17 protein-coding genes and 2 tRNA genes are annotated in these 19,535 nt (G+C 37.6%); 9 read left to right on the top strand and 10 right to left on the bottom strand.

Annotation, left to right across the window (positions count from 1 at the left end):
• The first annotated feature begins 203 nt into the window (after positions 1-203).
• From pyrH to NEOC95_RS07495, 6 genes are all read left to right on the top strand, one after another.
• The gene (gene pyrH / locus NEOC95_RS07520; protein WP_166154117.1) at positions 204-926 is read left to right on the top strand and encodes a UMP kinase; all 723 of its coding nucleotides are present in this window, start codon (positions 204-206) and stop codon (positions 924-926) included.
• Positions 927-975: 49 nt separating this feature from the next.
• Positions 976-1,527: a ribosome recycling factor gene (frr, locus tag NEOC95_RS07515; protein ID WP_166154115.1), complete on the top strand. Its 552-nt coding sequence runs from the start codon at positions 976-978 to the stop codon at positions 1,525-1,527.
• 102 nt (positions 1,528-1,629) lie between these two features.
• Positions 1,630-1,704, top strand: a tRNA-Glu gene (locus tag NEOC95_RS07510).
• A gap of 7 nt (positions 1,705-1,711) precedes the next feature.
• Positions 1,712-1,784 (top strand) — tRNA-Lys (locus NEOC95_RS07505).
• A gap of 566 nt (positions 1,785-2,350) precedes the next feature.
• Positions 2,351-2,911: a UvrB/UvrC motif-containing protein gene (locus NEOC95_RS07500; RefSeq protein WP_166154113.1), complete on the top strand. Its 561-nt coding sequence runs from the start codon at positions 2,351-2,353 to the stop codon at positions 2,909-2,911.
• Positions 2,883-3,971, top strand: a complete 1,089-nt coding sequence (locus NEOC95_RS07495; protein ID WP_249270203.1) for a protein arginine kinase — start codon at positions 2,883-2,885, stop codon at positions 3,969-3,971. Before NEOC95_RS07500 ends, NEOC95_RS07495 begins: the two co-directional genes overlap by 29 nt.
• Before the next feature lie 68 nt (positions 3,972-4,039).
• On the opposite strand, the gene NEOC95_RS07490 is transcribed toward NEOC95_RS07495, so the two are convergent.
• The 7 genes from NEOC95_RS07490 to NEOC95_RS07460 all read right to left on the bottom strand — a co-directional run bounded on the left by NEOC95_RS07490 (position 4,040) and on the right by NEOC95_RS07460 (position 11,013).
• Positions 4,040-5,674: a CocE/NonD family hydrolase gene (locus NEOC95_RS07490; protein ID WP_166154109.1), complete on the bottom strand. Its 1,635-nt coding sequence runs from the start codon at positions 5,672-5,674 to the stop codon at positions 4,040-4,042.
• Positions 5,675-6,065: 391 nt separating this feature from the next.
• Positions 6,066-6,506 (bottom strand): F-box-like domain-containing protein, encoded by a 441-nt coding sequence (locus NEOC95_RS07485; RefSeq protein ID WP_213152379.1) that lies wholly within the window; start codon positions 6,504-6,506, stop codon positions 6,066-6,068.
• Between the two features lie 223 nt (positions 6,507-6,729).
• Positions 6,730-7,221 carry an F-box-like domain-containing protein gene (locus NEOC95_RS07480; protein ID WP_213152378.1) on the bottom strand — a complete coding sequence of 164 codons (492 nt, stop codon included), beginning with the start codon at positions 7,219-7,221 and terminating at the stop codon, positions 6,730-6,732.
• A gap of 160 nt (positions 7,222-7,381) precedes the next feature.
• Positions 7,382-7,993, bottom strand: coding sequence for a 16S rRNA (guanine(966)-N(2))-methyltransferase RsmD (gene rsmD / locus NEOC95_RS07475; RefSeq protein ID WP_213152377.1), 612 nt, complete (start codon positions 7,991-7,993; stop codon positions 7,382-7,384).
• An 82-nt stretch (positions 7,994-8,075) separates the two neighbouring features.
• Positions 8,076-9,308 (bottom strand): hypothetical protein, encoded by a 1,233-nt coding sequence (locus tag NEOC95_RS07470; RefSeq protein ID WP_213152376.1) that lies wholly within the window; start codon positions 9,306-9,308, stop codon positions 8,076-8,078.
• Positions 9,309-9,719: 411 nt separating this feature from the next.
• Positions 9,720-10,175: a DUF3592 domain-containing protein gene (locus NEOC95_RS07465; protein WP_213152375.1), complete on the bottom strand. Its 456-nt coding sequence runs from the start codon at positions 10,173-10,175 to the stop codon at positions 9,720-9,722.
• Positions 10,168-11,013, bottom strand: a complete 846-nt coding sequence (locus tag NEOC95_RS07460; protein ID WP_166154372.1) for an RluA family pseudouridine synthase — start codon at positions 11,011-11,013, stop codon at positions 10,168-10,170. The genes NEOC95_RS07465 and NEOC95_RS07460 overlap by 8 nt, the downstream gene beginning before the upstream one ends.
• Before the next feature lie 140 nt (positions 11,014-11,153).
• On the opposite strand from NEOC95_RS07460, the gene rpsT reads away from it, so the two are divergent.
• The gene (rpsT, locus tag NEOC95_RS07455) at positions 11,154-11,444 is read left to right on the top strand and encodes a 30S ribosomal protein S20 (RefSeq protein WP_166154374.1); all 291 of its coding nucleotides are present in this window, start codon (positions 11,154-11,156) and stop codon (positions 11,442-11,444) included.
• 64 nt (positions 11,445-11,508) lie between these two features.
• On the opposite strand, the gene NEOC95_RS07450 is transcribed toward rpsT, so the two are convergent.
• The gene (locus NEOC95_RS07450) at positions 11,509-12,381 is read right to left on the bottom strand and encodes a competence protein CoiA (protein WP_213152374.1); all 873 of its coding nucleotides are present in this window, start codon (positions 12,379-12,381) and stop codon (positions 11,509-11,511) included.
• A 276-nt stretch (positions 12,382-12,657) separates the two neighbouring features.
• Here NEOC95_RS07450 and NEOC95_RS07445 point away from each other — a divergent pair, with 276 nt between their 5' ends.
• Together NEOC95_RS07445 and NEOC95_RS07440 are read left to right on the top strand one after the other, a co-directional pair.
• Positions 12,658-14,322: an RNA polymerase sigma factor gene (locus NEOC95_RS07445; RefSeq protein WP_213152373.1), complete on the top strand. Its 1,665-nt coding sequence runs from the start codon at positions 12,658-12,660 to the stop codon at positions 14,320-14,322.
• Positions 14,323-14,629: 307 nt separating this feature from the next.
• On the top strand, positions 14,630-16,891 hold the full coding sequence (locus NEOC95_RS07440) for an ATP-dependent DNA helicase (protein WP_213152372.1): 2,262 nt from the start codon (positions 14,630-14,632) through the stop codon (positions 16,889-16,891).
• Positions 16,892-17,190: 299 nt separating this feature from the next.
• Here NEOC95_RS07440 and NEOC95_RS07435 read toward each other — a convergent pair whose 3' ends face one another.
• Both NEOC95_RS07435 and NEOC95_RS07430 read right to left on the bottom strand, forming a co-directional pair.
• Positions 17,191-18,627 carry an F-box/WD repeat-containing protein gene (locus NEOC95_RS07435; protein WP_213152371.1) on the bottom strand — a complete coding sequence of 479 codons (1,437 nt, stop codon included), beginning with the start codon at positions 18,625-18,627 and terminating at the stop codon, positions 17,191-17,193.
• A gap of 198 nt (positions 18,628-18,825) precedes the next feature.
• The gene (locus NEOC95_RS07430; RefSeq protein WP_502710280.1) at positions 18,826-19,524 is read right to left on the bottom strand and encodes an IS5 family transposase; all 699 of its coding nucleotides are present in this window, start codon (positions 19,522-19,524) and stop codon (positions 18,826-18,828) included.
• Positions 19,525-19,535: the final 11 nt, after the last annotated feature.

Genomic DNA, 19,535 nt, shown 5'->3' with positions numbered 1-19,535 from the left:
GGGTCCGGGACAATTTTTAAAAATCCCATAATGACGGTGTTATCCTCTGACATGGCTTCTCCTGTATTAAAGGAAAAGTTGTGAGGAAAATATTTTTACTTATCAAGTAAAATTAAATGCGTTAACCCTGGGTAAGTAGCAATTAAGGTTTTCTAGAATGTATTTTTTATTTAATCTATACCTTTTTGTAGGATAAAAAAACGATGACAAATCTATCTAACGCTAAGCGAATCTTGTTAAAACTTTCTGGAGAAACCCTTCTAGGGGAGCAACCTTTTGGCGTCCATTTTCCGACTGCGGAGCAGCTAGCTATATCGCTAAAAGATATAAAGCAAGAGGGTTTCGAATTAGCTTTGGTCATTGGAGGAGGAAATATTTTTCGAGCCATTCAATTAAAAGGCTCAAAAATCCCTCGCTCTGCGGCAGATCAAATGGGCATGCTAGCTACCCTTATGAATGGTATAGCCCTACAGCAAGCGTTAACTTCTATCGGCTGTACAACTAAGCTAATAAGCGCCCTGGAATGTCCTAAAGTGGCTGAAAGCTATAACTGGAACCGCACTAACGATTACCTTGCTGCTGGCCATATTGTCCTTTTCGTAGGTGGCACCGGTAATCCTTATTTCACTACGGACAGCGCTGCTGCCTTACGTGCTTGCGAAATACAAGCTGATGTTTTGCTTAAGGCTACCAAAGTCAAGGGTGTCTATACGCAAGATCCTTTGAAATTCCCTCAAGCACAAAAATATAGGACTTTATCTTACTCCCAATATCTTACAGAAAAGCTAGAGGTTATGGATACAACTTCCATCGCTCTTTGCATGAATAATCAGCTTCCTATTTTTGTGTTTAGCATGGAAGCTCTTGGAAAAGAATCTTTAAAACAAATATTATCGAAAACGGAAGACGGAACATTAATTAGTTAAGAAAAGTATCTTAATAGATAGCCTGAATTTAGGAAAATGGAGTTGTATAATGAATATTCTTGAACAAGCGAAATCCAAGATGTTAGTGGCAATTGAACATTTGAAAAATGATTTAAAATCTCTACGCACTAATCGTGCCAATGCTGGTATGTTAGATAGCATTTTTGTAGAAATTTATGGCTCTAGCATGCGTATCAAAGAAGTTGCTAATGTGACTGCCCCTGAAGCGCGCACGCTTTTAATTACCCCTTTTGATCCTTCTACAACAAATGCGATTGGCAAATCCATTGAAAAAGCTAATTTAGGCTTCATGCCTATTGTGGATGCTAATTCTATACGCATTAAGATTCCTCCTATGGATGAAAATATGCGCAAAGAAATGGTTAAGCAATGCCATAAAAAGAAAGAAGAAGCAAAAATTAGCATCCGTAATATACGCCGCGAGTTTAATGAAGCTGCCAAAAAACAAAAAATAGCTGGTGAGCTTACTGAAGATGGGCTGAAAAGGAATGAGAAAAATGTTCAAGAGTTGACCGATAAGTTTTGCAAAGAAGCTGACGAGCTAGCAGAAAAAAAAGAAAAAGAAATTATCACCATTTAGTTATTGCTTATAAAAGTCAAAATCCTGTAACATTAGGCCTCTTTAAGGAAACTTGAAGAAAAAATACCTTATAAGTTTTTCAACCTTATAAGGTGCCAGTCAGGCCCCATCGTCTAGCCTGGCCTAGGACACCGGATTTTCATTCCGATAACAGGGGTTCGAATCCCCTTGGGGTCAATTGCACGAGACTTTAGCTCAGTCGGTAGAGCATCTCACTTTTAATGAGAGGGTCGATGGTTCGAGTCCATCAAGTCTCAAGCTTTTAAGCAATTTCTACTTTGCTTTCCATCTCATCCCTTGAATTGCTTTTATTTTTCTACTCATGCTAGTTTAAGTTAAGCATTTATCAAGCCCATTGCCAGTAAGCCCAGCCGATTATTTTTTCGTTAGAAATCCTTTACCTTTTAAATAAGCCCTTTAAGCTTACAAAGCATCTGCTTTTTCATTTTTCCCTTTTATATTGATCTAATTAAATTCCCTATCCACCTACCTTTTATGCATTCATTAAACGTCCTCATCCTATCAATTGATTAAACTTAAAGGAAGAGGATACTAAAATAAGTTTATGCTCTTAGCCTTATAAAAATCAGAGAAAAATTAGCTTTTTATAAATGAATAGATAAACTTTAAGCTTTTCGCAAGCTAATGCTAAGCTTTAAGCCTCTACTAAAATCCTGCCAGCTAGAGAAAAAAAAACTGCTCATTGACGCCAAAGCCAAATAAGCAAAAAAAAAAAACTCTCCCTACGAAAATAAATTTATACTTTTTTGCTCACATTTTCTATAGTAGGTGTAAATATGTAACATCTATCAAAAGATCGACTATGGTTAAAAAAGCCTTTGAATTTTTTGAAGAGCAAGTTCCTGAACGACCCATTGAATGCACAGAATGCAAGAAACCTATCGCCATTTGGTATACGGAGCTCATAGGAAATAACATCTCGCAAACGGGCATGTGTTCAGACTGCCCTATCTTGCGACGTAAGCTACATGGCCAAACAAGTGAAAAAGAGATGGGCCATATGGTGGGAGAAACCAGCTTGGCGTGTGGAGAATGTAATACCTCTTTAGAAGCATTACGGGTAGGGGCCTCTTTAGGATGTAGCAACTGCTACGAGGTTTTTGATGACATTATCTTACAAGAACTCCTCATTCTTGATAAAGTTCCTCCTCGCGTAAAAGCTAATAAAAAAATTTTTCCACTCCATATTGGGCGCAGCCCAGGTGAGGTTAGAGAAATCAGCCCCTCCTTGCGTCTACTAGCTCTTAACGAAGCCCTCAATGAGACTCTAAAAAGAGAAGACTATGAACAAGCTGCATGGCTACGTGATCAAATTAGAGCTTTGACAGAAGAAAATGTGGAGAAAAGCAATGGCCCCCAATGATAAATCTAATGTTATTATTAACCAGAAAAAACTTTGGCAAGACAATGATAATGATATTTGGCTAGCTTCCATTCTTCATCTACATCGAAACCTTGAAAAATTCAATTTCCCGGGTAAACTTAGTACAGAGCGACGTAAGCAGGTGGTTTCAGTTTTAAGCAAAGAAATCCTCTCTTTAGATCTACTTGAGAAAGCTACTCTTATTCGGGCAGAAGAAATGGAACCTTTTGAGAAAGAATTTCTAGGAGAACATTTCTGGTCTAATGATAATTTCATCCAGGCTCATTCAGGAGAAGCTTTTATCATTGACGCTTCAGGACAATTTTTAGCTTCTTTTAATATTCGCAATCATCTCCACTTGCAACTTATCGAATGTAAAGGCGAACTAGAGAAGGCTTGGAATAAACTTTTAAAAATTGAAACCACTATTGGCCATAACATTTCTTTTGCTTATAATGCTAAATATGGCTTTCTTACTGCAGATATAGGTAGCTGCGGAACAGCTTTACTTGTTTCTATCTATCTTCAGCTTCCCGCTCTTGTCCATACAGGAAAAATGGAGGAAATAGTAGAAAAAAATAAAGAGGAAAGCATTGCTTGCTCCGGCATTCGCGGCTCTCCCCAAGAAATCATTGGTGATTTGCTAGTCGTGCAAAACAATTATACCTTAGGCGTTACCGAGGAATCGATTATCTCTAATTTAAATGCCTTTGCTACTAAAATGGTTGTCGAAGAAAATATGGCCAGAAATCAAATTCGAGCGAGTAGTAATCCTTATATTAAAGATAAAATCAGCCGTGCCTTTGGTATTTTAACGCATTCTTATCAAATTGATGCTATTGAAGCCCTCAATGCGATCAGCCTCCTTAAATTAGGAATAGAGATGGGCTGGGTAGAAGGCATCTCCCGCCAATCCATCAATCAACTATTCTTTAATTGTCGAAGATCTCATTTGCTAGCAGAATTTCATGAGAAAACCCATCTACCCCAGGAAGAAATTGTCCATAAAAGAGCCGAGTTCATCCATAAAGCTCTTCTTCAAGCTCATCTAAGAGTCTAAAAATAAAGCTTGCCTAGCTTGCTAATTTATAATTAGCAAGCCTCTTTCCTTATTAAATAAAGCAAACCTTACTCAACTAGCGGTAAAATAAGTCGTGACGGATAACCAGGGCCTGTATAGATTTTATTGCGAGCCACAGCACACCGCCCAGAAGTCGCTTCTAATAAGCCCACGTTGTGATTAACTTCGTAGCGAGGAAAATTTGAACCGCAAATTGAGACTCTTATGCGATGTCCTTTGGCAAAAACCATACTCGTAGAAGCTAGATCAATTTCAATTTCATAAGGCTTTTGCAAAGAAGCCCATCTTTTTAGTTGAGAAGACTGGATGGCTGTTCGATGGATTCCATCGGAAATTAAAATGCTACGCCCATCGGGGTAAACATCACTTAAACGTACGACGAAATCGGTGTCAGAAACATTGGAAGTTACATATAATTTAGCTAATAAATGTCCAGTCACTTCCATGTCTTCTTCTAAGGGTTCGGTAGTAAATACCAGTACATCGGAACGACTTTCAATCGTTCGCTGATCTCTAGGGCCACAATCTAGAAAGAGATTACGCCCCCCTATTGTAGGAACAGGATTTTTAGGGTCAGCATTAAAGGAATAGACACCCCTTTTTTCTTTTGTTATCTCGGTTATTAATTTATGCTTTTGCCCCAAATAAAAAGCTTTATTTTTAGCAGGTATAGGCCAATTTTCAGCAGTTTTCCATACATTTCCTTTCGAAGGCGAGCCATCAAAAGGACCCATAACGTAATAGGTAACGGGAGGCAGTTGATCTACACCATTTTCTATGCCTTTAAGGTGATAATCAAACCAACGTTGAGGAGACATATCATAAGAAGGAGAAAATCCTTGAGGGGGAACTGGAAAATCACCTAGCTTGGAGGATATAGGCCACCAATGAGTCCACGGCCCTATCAGCAGTTTCTGCTTTCCTAAAGCACCTTTTCCTCCATTATTCTGCCGAGAGACGAAAGCATCGATGGTCCCTTGCAAAAAGGTGTCATACCACCCTCCATATAAAAATCCTGGTACTCTCACTTTTTGTGCCACCTTGATTGAGTCTAACTCCTCCCAAAATGCATTATAAAAAGGCTGAGAGCTTACAAAGCTTAACACACCTGTATCTTTAGAATAATATCCTAGCCATCCTTCTACCTGATTTTTATGTAGCTGTCCACCTGGAAAAATGGCGTGATGATATAAGCTACCAGCGGCAATTCCAATATACTGACATTTAAGAGATGGGGGTGCAGAAGGTGCTAGCAGCAGTTGGGTGCAACCTACGGCTGAAAAACCTAAGGTCCCAATCTTTCCATTTGTATAAGGGCTTTTTGCTAACCACTCAACTGTATCATACCCATCTTGTAAAGCTCCCCAGCCATCGGTGATAAAAGGAGCCGTCTTTCCATTGATATCTAAAGCATTCCGGGTATCCTGCATAACGACTACATAGCCAAAATGAGTGAGGGAGGTATATCCCACCCAAGGCATTGCTTTGCGACCTGCCGGGCATCTTAATAAAATACAAGGAGCTTTTTTTTCCCTTCCCTCCGCGGGAAAATAAATATCGGCTGGTAATTCATAACCATCTCGCATGGGGATTTTAACTGTCAAATCGGCAACAAAATTATCCTTGGCCCAACATAATGAAGTACTTAAAAGAAAAAAAATTGTCAAAATTTTTAAATGCATGCGTTCTTTACCTCAAGTTAATGAATGAGTTTAATATTTTAGGGGAGGTAAAGTCAAAAAATATGTGAAGTAGATGCTATTTTTAATTGAGAAAGGAAGCAATTATAAGAAATAAAAAAAGAGCAAAATTGCCTAACTAACTCATCTGTACGTAAGGCCAGTTTTTAATTTAAATTTTCAAAAAAAGTTACAGCTGATTTACCTCTTGAACTCCCCTTGCTTTTTTGTTGAAAAATTTAAGCTACTTACGCACCAGATGAGTTGAATAAATTATTCTAAGGATATATTTTTTCCTTTGAAAAGAGGAGAAAAAAATGAAACTTGATATTCTTGATATTTATACAGATTATCTTATCAGCATTGTTCTCTTTGCCCATCTCCTCTCAAAACCTTAAGTTTTTTGATGATTAAAGCTTTGACTTTGATTCATCCATAACAGCCTCTCGGAAAAAATTGGATTATATGCGGGAGAGGCGCGCAAAGCGGCAATCTCTAGCTTAGTTTGCCGTCTTCTTGATTTCATCCGGCTATAAAAAAGATAACTATTCCTAAAAGACCGAGGTGTTTTTAGACAAAAGCTAATATGTAAAGGTTTGCCTTTGAAATGCTGTTGATGATGTCTTTTCCACAAGGTCTCTTCATCTCCTATTCTTTTCCAGTGTTCACATACCTGCTGAGCATTCACAAGCTCTTTGGGGGAGAGAAAAGAAAAAATATGCACAATTAATTCTTCTGGGATCGTTTTTATTGAGGGAGGGGTCTCAGTAATAAGACGCCAAGGGTGCAGATCTATACCATTAAAAGGATTAAAGTTAAAAAAAAAGCATCCCATTATAATGAATCCTTGATTAATAGAGTTAAAAACATTCTTAACGTAAATAGTCTTTTTAAGTTACTCACCTTACGCATAGATGAGTTGGATAGATTATTTTAAAGATGTAACTTTTCTTTGAAAAGAGGAGAAAAAAAATGAAACTTGATATTCTTGATATTTATACAGCTTACTTATCAGCATTATTCTCTTTGCCCGCCTCTCCTCACAACCTTAAGCTTTTTTAATGATTAAAGCTTTGACTTTGATTCATCGATACCATCATCTCGGTAAAACTTACATTATAATCGGGATGGGCGCGCAAAGCAGCAGCCTCTAGCTTAATTTTCCGTTCTATTAATTTCCTGCGGCTATAAAAAAGATAACTATTTTTAAAAGACCGAGGTGTTTTTAGACAAAAGCTAATATGTAAGGGTTTGTCTTTGAAATGCTGTTGATGATGTCTTTTCCACAATGTCTCTTCATCTCCTATTTTTTTCCAGTGTTTACATACTTGCTGAGAATTCACAAGCTCTTTGGGGGAAAGAAAAGAAAAAATATGCACAATTAATTCCTCTGGAATCGTTTTTATTGAGGGAGGGGCCTCAGTAATAAGACGCCAAGGGTGCAGATCTATACAATTAAAAAGATTAAAGTTAAAAAAAAAGCATCCCATTATAATGCATCCTTGATTAATAGAGTTAAAAACATTCTCAACGCTTTGAAAGAACGCCATAGAATTATCCTTAGATGCTTAAAGCCTCCTTCCCAAAAATTCTATTATTCTGAAAGGGGGTAAGAAATCATGGTTAGAGAGGAATCCATGAGAAAGCATGCCAGCTGAAATAAAATAGCTTGTGTAAGAAAAAATATTAGATAAGTTACCCCGGTGAAAATTAATATTTATCAAGTAACTCATGTTGTTGGGAGCAGGAAGTTTGAGGGCAGCTAATCTTTCTAAACTGCACAAGTTGGGTACGCCCCATCTTTCGCGCACTTTCTAATTGCAAGGTAAGCCACTTTTCTTTATCTATTACCATCGCTTTGCTTTCCTCAATAAATAACATTCCTTCAACCTTTAACAGGGTGCTTTCATCTATAATTCTGATGATCTCTTCTGATAGACCTTTAGTTTCGTAAGGAGGATCAATATAAATGATATCAAATTGCTCTGCTTGCTTTGCTAGCTTTTTTAACACAACCCTAGCCTCTCCCCATAAAGGATGGGCTTGCTTTTCCACCCCTAAAGATTGTATATTCTCACGTACACATTGAAGGCTTGCTTTAGCTTCATCTACAAAGGTTGCTTGAGCCGCCCCTCTGCTTATAGCTTCTAATCCCATCGCCCCTGATCCACAAAAAAGATCTAAAAAAGAAGCATCTTCTATATAAGTTTGACAAATATTAAAGAGCGCTCCCCGTAGTTTATTGGTAGTGGGACGGGTGAGAGTATGTTTAGGGGACTGAATTTTTCTGTTTTTATAGCGACCTGCAATGATATATAACATAAATTACTTTAAAAAATTAATCCTCCATAAACAAAAAAAATTAAACTTTTTTGCTTATAAGGAAATTTATTGCCCTTTTTGTTTAAGATAAGGAAGAGTATAAGACGCCTAGCACATGATAGCGAAAAATGCCAGTAGGGATGATGCCTAACAAAGCATGAACCTCTACCTGTGCTCCTGCTTTAGATTTCATCTTTAGGCTGATATGATTGTCATTCTTAATAGCTAAGCTGGCAATACCCTGCCTCCAAATATCTTTGCTCGGCTCTACAATCTCATTAAAGCTCTGGACAAATTTATCTGGACTCCAGCCTAGCAAGCTCCTGGATTGATTATTAACAAATAAAATTTTATTTTCTTTTTGAGAATAAAAAATAATGGCGCTGGCATTTTCTGCCCGTAAACTATCAAAGAGGCGCCTTAAATCTAAAGTATAGTTATCGACAGCCAAATCTTTAAAGCGTGAAGAAGTGTTATAATAATGGCTTGCTCCCGTAATTTTTTGGGCAATATCAATGCAGCGCTTTAATTGTATATTGGCTTGCATGCTATTTCGAACTTTTTTCTCGGGAAGACAGGCAATTTCTTCTTCAAATATGTCCGAAAGAGGAGGATAGATTGAGCTTGCCTGCTCTAAAGGAAGACTTGAGTAAATAGGCATGCTTTGATTTTCAATTTCTGCTAGCTGAATCAACGTTTTAATTTCATACGTCAAATCTGACACTTTAATCTCTAGTTGAGCAATTTGCTGCAATTTTTTATCAATGCATTCGCGTTGCTCAGTGATTGTTTTTTGAGAATCGACTAAAAGCAATTTTTGCTGCTCTAAAGCGGATTCATAAGCCTGCTTGCTCATTTCATACTCTGCTGCAGAGGCAATAAGCTTTTCTTGTAAATGCTGATTATTCTGTTCTCTTTCCAGCAATTCTTTAGTTTTTGCTTCTAAATCTTTCTGAGCAGCTAGCACATGCGCATGTAATTCATTATACTGTTCTTGAAGCTCTTCTAGAGCTTTAGCTTGAGTCATGTCTAGCTCAACAATATTGGACTGTTTAGGAGAAAATTCTGAAGCCTCTAGAACAGATGACTGATTATCCCTTGCATACTGCTCGGCTCTATAGCTTAAACGGCACATCATCCAAAAAATTCCTATGAGCCCTATACTACTACAAAATATCCCAAAAGCCAGTAAATTCCACCCTTTTTGTACAGGCATATACAGCCTCCCATAGCTACTCAAAAGCATGACAGGCAAAAGGTAGAAGGCAATAATGATAAGTAGGATAGTGTAACGTGAGCTATAGGATTTATACATAAGTTCAATTTATTAAATATTAAGAGGATATCTTGCCAGAAGGATTAATAAGTTTAAACCTCAACATTAATTTTTATACATTATTTCTCTTAAACTCAAAACAAGATAAATCTTTAAATTTTTTGAAGAGATCTCATGCAAAAATAAACTCTTTTTCATTTATTCTTAGCCCATCTTAAGAGGTAGAAAGGCTAGCATTAGCGCTTGGGCTACAAGGCAAGGCCTTTATAAGCTCTATCGCTATCCGCTAGCTTATAATTTAGTCTTATAGAAATTATAAGCTTAAGGCTAATAAAGATTGTTAAAAGATTTCTCCATCTAGTAGCGTGGAAAAGGAAAAAGCTAAGGTCCTTTGAAATCGTTTTTTGTAGGCGAGTAGTTTTTTATTAGTACTTTTCATATATTAGCTATCTAAGTAAACGCACATGTAAGCCTGGCTACAGACCTTCCTATCCAAATAAAATATAGCAATAAAATCCATAAAATGACTGCATAAATATTTTCTTTAAAAGGGAAAGATTGATCTAAAGAAGAATATTGAGGATCTAGAGGTGAATACCAAGCCCTTTGCTCACGGCCCTTATATGTTTTTAAAGCTTCTTCTGCTGCCCAGGGGTTTCGAAAGACATCATTTTTAAATAAAGTTTTTCCATGATATTCTTTATCATTAACCACAAAGCGATAGTCTGCTTTAACTACCAAACGATCTTCGCTTAGCGGCACAATTGCCCATTGAATGTTTTCTACAGGAGCAGAGGCCGTAAAAGCTAGGTAAAAATAGGTCAAATAAAGTGCTCGAAAAGTAAACCAACCGACCACGCCTGCGGCTAAAGATAAAAAAGAAAGCCACAACAGATTTTTATGCATTTTTAAAATATTTTTTAAAAGCTTGCGGAAGAGAAGATTTAAATTGCATCTGTTTGCCATTGATAGGATGGTTAAATCCCAGCCCTTGAGCATGCAAGCATAGCCTGCGTACAGGACTAACCGAAGAGCCATACTTAAGGTCTCCTAGCACAGGATGTCCTGCAGCTTTGCATTGAACGCGAATTTGATTTTTTCTTCCTGTTTCTAGAGTAAATTTTACCAAGGAATAGTGCTTACTCATTTCTATCACTTGATAATGCGTGATAGCCAAACGACCACGCTCTGGATTTGAAGAAGAGTGTACAAAATAATTTTCATCTTCATAAAGATAAGATTCCCATTTACCTTGAGATTGCTCCATACGACCTTCTACAATAGCTATATATTCTCTTACAATATGATGCTCTGCAAAAATGGCTTTTAATTTTTCATAAGCTCTTTCTGAAAAAGCAAATAGCATAACACCTGAGGTATCTTGATCCAACCGATGAACCACATAGACCTTGCGCGGACGAAAATGTTTTTTCAAAAGAGCATGCGCTGTGTTTTCTTTTTCGAAAGCGCTAGTCACACTTAATAAACCAGAAGGCTTATCAATCACTATTAAATGAGAATCTTCATATAATACCCGTAAATCTTGTATATAAGGATCTGGCCTTGCTCCTACGGTAATGGTTTGATTTTTTTTAATAAGCTTGCTGCTGACTTTTTCTACACTCTCATCGACATACACTCGCCCCTCTTTTAACCAGGAACGTAAAGTTGTTTTGGAACTATTTGGGGATAAAAGGGTTAAAGCCTCTAACAAGGAAAGATTTTGGTCTAAGATAAGTTTCATACAATACTTCTTGAGCTTAATGCTATTAAGGGTAGATGTTTTTAATACCAAGCATTTCAGTTTGGCTTTGACGAATTATACAGCAATGCCTATAATTTCTTCTTATATAAATTTATGTCATTAAACATTTAAGAGGGAAAATGGCTCAAGCACCTACCGAGAAAAAAAAAGAAAAACGTTCGTCAGCATTAAAAAGAGATCTTCAAAGCATCAAAAGAAATCAGATTAATAGAGTGTTCAAATCGCAAGTCAGAACAGCGGTACGTGCTCTAGAAGAAAACCTTTCTAAAAAAGATGCAGCGTTAAATCATAAGCATTTAAGCGAAATCTACAGCCTAATGGATAAGGGTGTAAAAAAAGGCGTCTATAAAGTCAATAAAGCCAATCGTACGAAAGCACGTTTTGCTGCTCGCGCGGCCAAAGCCTTATAAACACCTTTGCGAAGCATTTGCACCATAAATTTTAGAAGAGAAGGGGCACTTGCTCCGCAGGATATTATTTTGCTAATTTCTCAAGTATGAAATTTAATCCTAAGCGATAAAAATAGCTAATTAGACGGATTAATTTTTTTAACTTTCTCTTTATACCTGGCTGTAGTTTTTTTCCTACTTGCATAACTCCTGATTGCTCATCTACTGAAAGAGCTGACAATAAAGCAGCTTTTTCTGGTTCTTGCATTGTTAAAAAATAATCTAAATAATCGCCTGCAAAATATCCTCTCCATGATTCCAGCCTTTTTTTTATCCAAGGTGGATAATTACCAAACACCACGGATTCTTTAAGGTGAGAATGGTAGGAGAAAAAGTTTACTTTTCGAAAGCCTAGCGTAAGCACTCGTTTACCTTTTTCTATTCTATCGCATTGATCATAAATATATCCTACTCCTTCAGAATCGATATTAGTAAAATAATGAAAGGAATCTTGTAATAAATACTCAGCAGCTGTCAAACGATGACGATTGAATAAGCGATCATGTAATATCCAAAGAACTCGATAGCCTAGGCTAGCATAATCTAGATTGCGCGCGTCTATTTCACGGGCAGAGATAGGAGAGCATTGAATTTCTATTACTAAGCCCTCTTTTTCCCAAAACAGATCTGCAATACGATTGATAAGAGGAAATCTTTTTTCTAATTCACAACCAGGCAAGCAATTTTGTAAATAATGCTGCACTTGTAAATGAACAAGAGATTTACCATCTTGTCGACATGATCGATTAGGCTCTAGATGATAAAAGTGCAAATGTCTCAAGAGGCCTCCCCGAGATTTGACCAGGCCTAGACATTCTCTGCAAAAATAATACAGCCTTTTATCTGCTTGATGAGCAGACACCTGATTTCCTTTTTCATCGAAGGCATAAAAGTGCATATTTTTTCGCCCACTTAAAAATCTTTTGACAAAATGCATTTATCCAAGTATGAATTTAATTTTTCCTTGGACATTACTTAAAAGAAAAAGATGGTATAGATTGACAAAAATCAATATAATAGTTAAATATTCCTATACCCTTTTTAAGGAAATATTGATTGTAATATTACTTTCTCAACGTTTTATGAGCCAACAAAGCTACCTTTTCCACAGGGCTTTTAAAAACATATTACACAAAAAATTTGCAATTCGTCAATCCCATTACATAAAAGCAACATGAATAAAGATAACTTTAAAAGCAATTTTTCTCACCAACATCAACAGAAAGTGGATGAACTCGTCTCCATTGCTAAAGAGCAAGGATATATCACCTACGAGGAAATTAACGATATTCTTCCCATGTCTTTTGATTCGCCCGAGCAGATTGATCAAGTGTTGATCTTTTTAAGTGGCATGGACATTCAAATCCTTAACCAATCTGAAGTTGAGCGCCAAAAGGAGCGTAAGAAAGAAGCGAAAGAATTAGAAGGCCTTCCTAAACGTTCTGAAGGCACTCCTGATGATCCCGTAAGAATGTATTTAAAAGAAATGGGCTCGGTTCCTCTTTTAAGCCGAGAAGAGGAAGTTGAAATTTCCAAGCGAATCGAAAAAGCGCAAATCCAAATCGAACGCATTATTATGCGGTTTGGCTACTCCACGGCTGAGACCATAGCAATTGCCCAATATTTGCTACAAGGAAAAGAGCGTTTTGACAAGTGTGTTGCAGAAAAAGAAGTGTCCAATAAACAAGAGTTTCTTAACCTTCTACCTAAATTATGTGCCCTTCTTAAACAGGAAGAACAACATCTGGTAGAGCTTCTTAAGAAAATTGATGATCCAGAACTAAATAAAGAGAATAAACCCTCGATATTGGAAGAAATAGAAAAATGTCGTATTCGTACTCAAGCTTACTTGCGCCGCTTTCATGTTAGACACAATATTATTGAAGACTTTGGTGAGCTCATTTTACGAGCTTATGACCGTTTTTTACAATTAGAAAAGGAAATTCAAGAATTAACTCCACGGGCAGAAAGAAATAAATTTGCCGCTGCCAAGCTTGCCTCTGCTAAACGAAAACTTAAAAAACGTGAAATTGCCGCAGGCAGGACATTAGAAGAGTTTAAAAAAGATGTACGCATGCTGCAACGTTGGATGGATAAGAGCCAGGAAGCTAAAAGAGAAATGGTTGAGTCCAATTTACGTTTGGTTATTTCTATCGCCAAAAAATATACGAATAGAGGTCTTTCCTTTTTAGATCTGATTCAGGAAGGTAACATGGGCCTTATGAAAGCCGTGGAAAAATTTGAGTATCGACGTGGCTATAAATTTTCTACCTATGCAACTTGGTGGATTCGTCAGGCTGTTACCCGTGCTATCGCCGATCAAGCTAGAACTATTCGCATACCTGTCCATATGATTGAAACTATTAACAAGGTCTTACGGGGCGCTAAAAAATTGATGATGGAAACGGGTAGAGAGCCCAATCCTGAAGAGCTTGCTGTAGAGCTAGGTATCACTGCTGAGCGCGTGCGCGAGATTTATAAGATTGCCCAGCATCCTATTTCTTTACAAGCAGAAGTAGGAGATGGGGGAGAGAGTCAGTTTGGAGACTTCCTAGAAGATACGACTGCCGATTCGCCAGCAGAAGCCACAGGATACTCTATTTTAAAAGATAAAATGAATGAAGTGCTCTCTACCTTAACGGATCGTGAAAGAAAAGTTCTTATCCAACGTTTCGGATTATTAGATGGCAAGCCTAAAACGCTTGAAGAAGTAGGAATAGAGTTTAATGTGACAAGAGAACGTATTCGACAAATTGAAGCCAAAGCCCTAAGGAAAATGCGTCATCCTACCCGCTCTAAACAGCTAAAAGCCTTTTTAGATTTGCTAGAGGTTGAATAGAGGAAGTGATTTTTAACTTTCCGCTTTTCTATAAAAAAGTTAAAGCTATCTATCACTTTAACAAAAAAGCAAACCGTAATCATAAAAAGCAGGAAGGGAATAAAATAGGCTCCTTCCCCTATTTTTTACCTGTAGCCCTAAAAATTAATCCATAAGCTGAAATTGCTCTTATTCTTACCATTTAAAAATAAAGGTTAGCCTTTATTTTAATATAAGAAGAGGAGCCTTGAAAAGATCCTTGTAAAGCGATATAGTTCCATTCAAATTCTAAAATAATTTTATTTTTACTTCACCCTCTCTAACTTTCATGAGCAGCCTACTACCCAGAGAAAAGAATAGTGAAGGACTTGATGCGCAGAAAGCCTTAAAAATTCTTCAACCTGAAGGAAACCTTAGTAAAATTATAAGAGGTTTTGAATCACGTGAAGAACAGCAAAAAATGATGCAAAACATCATTGAAGCTTATAATAAAGATCAAATAGCTTTAATAGAAGCAGGAACAGGAACGGGTAAAAGCATTGCTTATCTTATTCCTGCTATACTCTGGGCCGCCCAAAGAAAAGAACGTTCGGTTATCTCCACGCATACAATCACTCTGCAAGAGCAGCTTCTTTTAAAAGATATTCCTATCGTAGCCCAAGCGCTTAATATCACTGTCAAAGCAGTCCTTGTAAAAGGGATGCGCAACTATGTTTGCTTGCGAAAAGTGGAGGAAACACGAGCAGAGCAACTTCTTCTCATTCCCCAAGAAGCAGAGGAATTTGCGCGAATTGATGCTTGGGCGCATACGACCCATGATGGTTCTAAATCTTCCTTAACTTTTGAACCTTCCGGGCATTTATGGGACAAAGTTTGTGCAGAAAATGATACTTGCAGTAAAAGCCAGTGTCCTTTTTATCAAGACTGCCATTTTTTTAAGGCTCGAAGAGAAGCTAACGAAGCTCATTTATTGATCGTCAATCATCACTTGCTTTTTGCTGATTTGGCTAGCCGTGCTGAATCTAAAAATTATCAAGACCCTTCCATTTTGCCCATCTATACCAAAGTTATTTTAGATGAAGCTCATCATATTGAAGATATTGCTACGGAATATTTTGCTCAAAAAGTAAATCAGCTAGATCTCTTGCGAATTGTAGGACGCTTAGCAGCAGAAAAAGGCGGTAAAACCCAAGGAAAGTTAGCTCAACTTAAAGAAAAAATTCTTGCTCACTATAATTCTAAAGCGCCCCCAGCAGAAATCAGCTCCCTTTTAAGTAAATTCAATATTGATCTTCCTGGCATACGTATCGATCTTCTTAAGCTGATTACTGAAGGCTTTGATAAGCTTCATGCCTTCATTAACATAGCAAAAACGGGCATAAGGCCTAATGAAGAACCTTTTAATGAAAACAAACTACGCTTATTGCCTGAACATTATAAGCATACTTTATGGGTAGGAGAAATTAAAAGCCATGTTCACGCTTTAGCTACCAGTTTACAAAAATATGTACAAGTGATCGGTAGCATCGAAAATGCTCTTAAAGCGCTAGGTCAAGAGCCTCTTAATGAAGTCTCTAAGGGTATTCGTTATGAAATCGAGGCTCTTTGCGGAAGATTGGCAGAAGCGAGTTTTATCCTGCAGCAATTTGTAGATACAGCTCCTCCTCCTAATAAAGTAAGGTGGATTGAAGCCCAGATGCTTAAAACGATGATTAATGTAAATATTGCCGATGCCGAATTAGATATCGCAAAAGCTTTAGCCGAGTATTTATTCAAACCCTTTAGCAGTGTAATTCTTTGCAGTGCTACTTTGGCTACCAATAAGCAATTTACTTTTACCAAGCAGCGCTTAGGGCTTACCCCTTCTTACATGAGCAAACTTACGCTAACAGAAAATATTTATGATTCTCCCTTTGACTATCGCACACAAGCTTTATTAGCTATTCCTAACAATATTCCTAATCCTCTTGATAGCAGATTTAACCTAGCAGCGACAGAGAAAATTTGGGAATGTATTCAGGCCAGCCAAGGAAATGCTTTTGTGCTTTTTACTTCCTACACTATGCTCAAAATGTGTTGCCAAGTGTTGCAAGCACGCCTTCAACAATATAAATATTCTCTTTTTAAACAAGGCGATGACAATCGCCAAACCCTCCTTAATAAATTTAAAAAAACAGATCGATCTGTATTATTTGGAACAGACTCATTTTGGGAAGGAGTCGATGTAGTAGGAGAAGCCCTTCGTTGTGTCATCATTGTTAAGCTACCCTTTAAGGTACCTACCGAGCCTATTACTCAAGCGCGTACCGAAGCAATTTTAGCTAAAGGGGGCGACCCTTTTATGGAGTATTCTCTGCCTAATGCAATCGTGAAATTCAAGCAAGGTTTTGGTCGTCTTATCCGCAATAAAAATGATAGAGGTTGTATTGTATGCTTGGACACACGGTTAATTACAAAAAAGTATGGGCAGCAATTTTTGAACAGCCTTCCTCCTTGCCAGCATATCTTTATTCCCAGCGAGAATTTACGCGAACAGATGCAAAATTTTTATAAGAGGACTTCTTATTTAGCTAAAAAGAATTCTAGCTAAAAGGATAAAGTTTGTTAACCTTAATAAGGAAAATTCGGTGGCACGGTTATTTTGGTTAGAGGGTAAAGAACTTGAAAGCCTCCTAGGAGTTAAAGTAAAAAACTCTTAAATATTTAAGGGATAGCTAGCTAAGTTTAATTTAGACCGACTTAAGGCGATTGCATAGGTAAATAAACCTCCTCAAGCTTTTCCTGCAGGCTTCTGCTGCAAGATTGCCAACAATCAAATCTGCTTTAGCTAGCGTATAAAAGCTATCTCCTGGTAGCTTAAGTTCCAAATAAAGATTAAGCTTATGAAAACTAAGAAGGAAGAAAAAGAGAATTAAAACTTAAAATGCGTACATTGGAATTTGTTGCAAAAGCAATTATACTTCCATCTTTAGAAAAAGCCATGCGTATTTCATTATAAATAGTGTCTGGGCTTTTTAAATTAGCAAATTGGACTCCTTCTCCTACCGTCCAGAGGCACACTTGCCCCTGGAAATTAGTCGTTATAAGAATACTACCATCGGGATTAAAAGTTACACTCTGTACTTCCTTGTCGTGTTTAAGATGATGAATAGCATGCCCTGAAAAGATGTCCCACAAGATAGCACCATTCTTCTGTGAGGCAGTGGCAAGCTTGCTTCCATCAGGTGCAAAAGCGACATGGTTGATTTCCCCAGCGTGCTTAAAAGTATGAAGAAGTTGACCGCTCGCTGTCTTCCAAAGGCGCACAGTATGATCTTGAGAGGCTGTAGCAAGCAAGCTTCCATCAGCTGAAAAACGGCAATCAGATACTTCTCCTTCATGATTCAAGACATAAAGAAGTTTACCGTTGGCTACTTTCCATACACGTACGGTTTTATCAGCAAAGATGGTAGCGAGTAACTTTCCATCAGGAGAAAAGCTGCTCTCATAAATTTCTTCATCATACCTAAAAACATGGATAGTTTGGCCACTGGCGATTTCCCAAAGATGTAGGTTACTATTGTCATACTCTACCATAAGAATTTTCTCATCCGGCGAAAAAGTGGCATGAATAATATCTTCTTTATGAGAAAAAGTATGTAAACATTCACCTGTCGAGACTTTCCAAAGGATTACTAGCCTGTCATCAAAGAGGATGGCAAGCATTTCTCCATTATCCGAAAAAAATGCATGGGTTACCGTGCCTGTAGGACCTTTAAGGTCATGTACAAGTGTAGAGGTGATAACATTCCACACCTGAACAGTTCCATCAGAAGAAGCTGTAGCTAATAGGCTTCCATCTGGTGAAAACAAAGAACAAATATCACCTTTAAGCTGGGGAGGAAAATCCTGAAACCGACCATGGGCTATATTCCAGAGACGAACCCTATTAGCTGCCTCTACTAATAACAGGCCAGCACTACTAGAAAAATCAAACAATGTCTTGCTACCTAAATAAGGGGGTAGCTCAATTTCTTTTTGAATCTTGCCTGCTTTCAGATTGCTCTGGGTTATAAAGCTATTAATGTACATAGCTTTAGTAGATAACGAATGATGTAAGGTAAAGAATGGGAAATCACAACGATAGAGGGAGCTCCAAAGAATTGGGTCTTCTTTTATCCTATTCCATTGGCGACATACCATCCCTGCATGGACTAAATCTTTTCTAGAGAGATAAGAGAAAATATAGGTAATGAGCTCCTCAGGTAGGCGCAAAGCAGGTGAAGGGGAAGAATAAGAAGGATTTAGCAGAGCAGAAGTAGAATAAGATGGAATATTAACTTGCATTTTTACCTTTTATTCATTCTTATTTATACTAAAATGAAATCTATTTTAATTAAAAAACACTCATTTATATTGCTAAACTTCTTAAAAGGCAAACAAAAAAATTTGAAAAAATCTAATATTACATCCAAATTTTAAAGATCTTCTTTACTTTGCATGTAATTAGGCCTTGTTGCGTAAATGACCTAATAGTTGGTCTGTTTAAAAGCTTATCAAATTAGTCCATTGTCCTTGGGGCATTCCAAGTGCTGTCATCTTGTTCATCGCCAAAGACTTAGCATATAATTCTGCCCGCTGATATTCTAGCTTCCTAGAGCGAAAATCTCCTCCAAAGCTTCTTTTAAAGCGGTACATTGCCGTTTCAGCAAGCGATCTTCTATGATAGCCACTAAGCTTTTTCCAAAGCTGCCTAGCCTCATCATCTCCTCCCAAGCCTTGAATGACTTTTAAGTTATCATTTCTTTTTTTCATCCAAGGTTTGTCCGTCTCTTGGCTTAACCTTCCTCCTCTTCTTGGAGGTACTACAGGATCTATACCCCGAACATAAGACGATCGATAGAAAGCTTGTCTATCATAAGCACCATCTCCATAAATGGTCTTTACGCTCTTTGGCAGCTTGGGGATCATTTGGCTAGCCACTAAATCATCGGCTTTATTGCTCAATGTCAATTCACTCAACATAACTTCATGTGAGTCTGGGCAAACGCTTAAGTGAATCTTTCTCCAAGTCCTCCGCTTGGCTTTGCCATGCTGGCGTACTTTCCACTCTCCTTCGCCATAAACTTTCACTCCAGTGGAATCAAAGGCTATGTCTGTCGGACGCTTATGGCTTAGCTTTGTAAGCTCTTGCCCAAGCTCTTTAGCACGCCTACAAATGCGAGTATAACAAGGAACAGGCAATCCCAAAGCCA

It is taken from the genome of Neochlamydia sp. AcF95 (assembly GCF_018342455.1).
In the GTDB taxonomy this organism is placed as follows: domain Bacteria; phylum Chlamydiota; class Chlamydiia; order Chlamydiales; family Parachlamydiaceae; genus Neochlamydia.
Note: the sequence above shows the minus strand (reverse complement) of the source record. Positions and strands in the feature narration are given on the sequence as shown.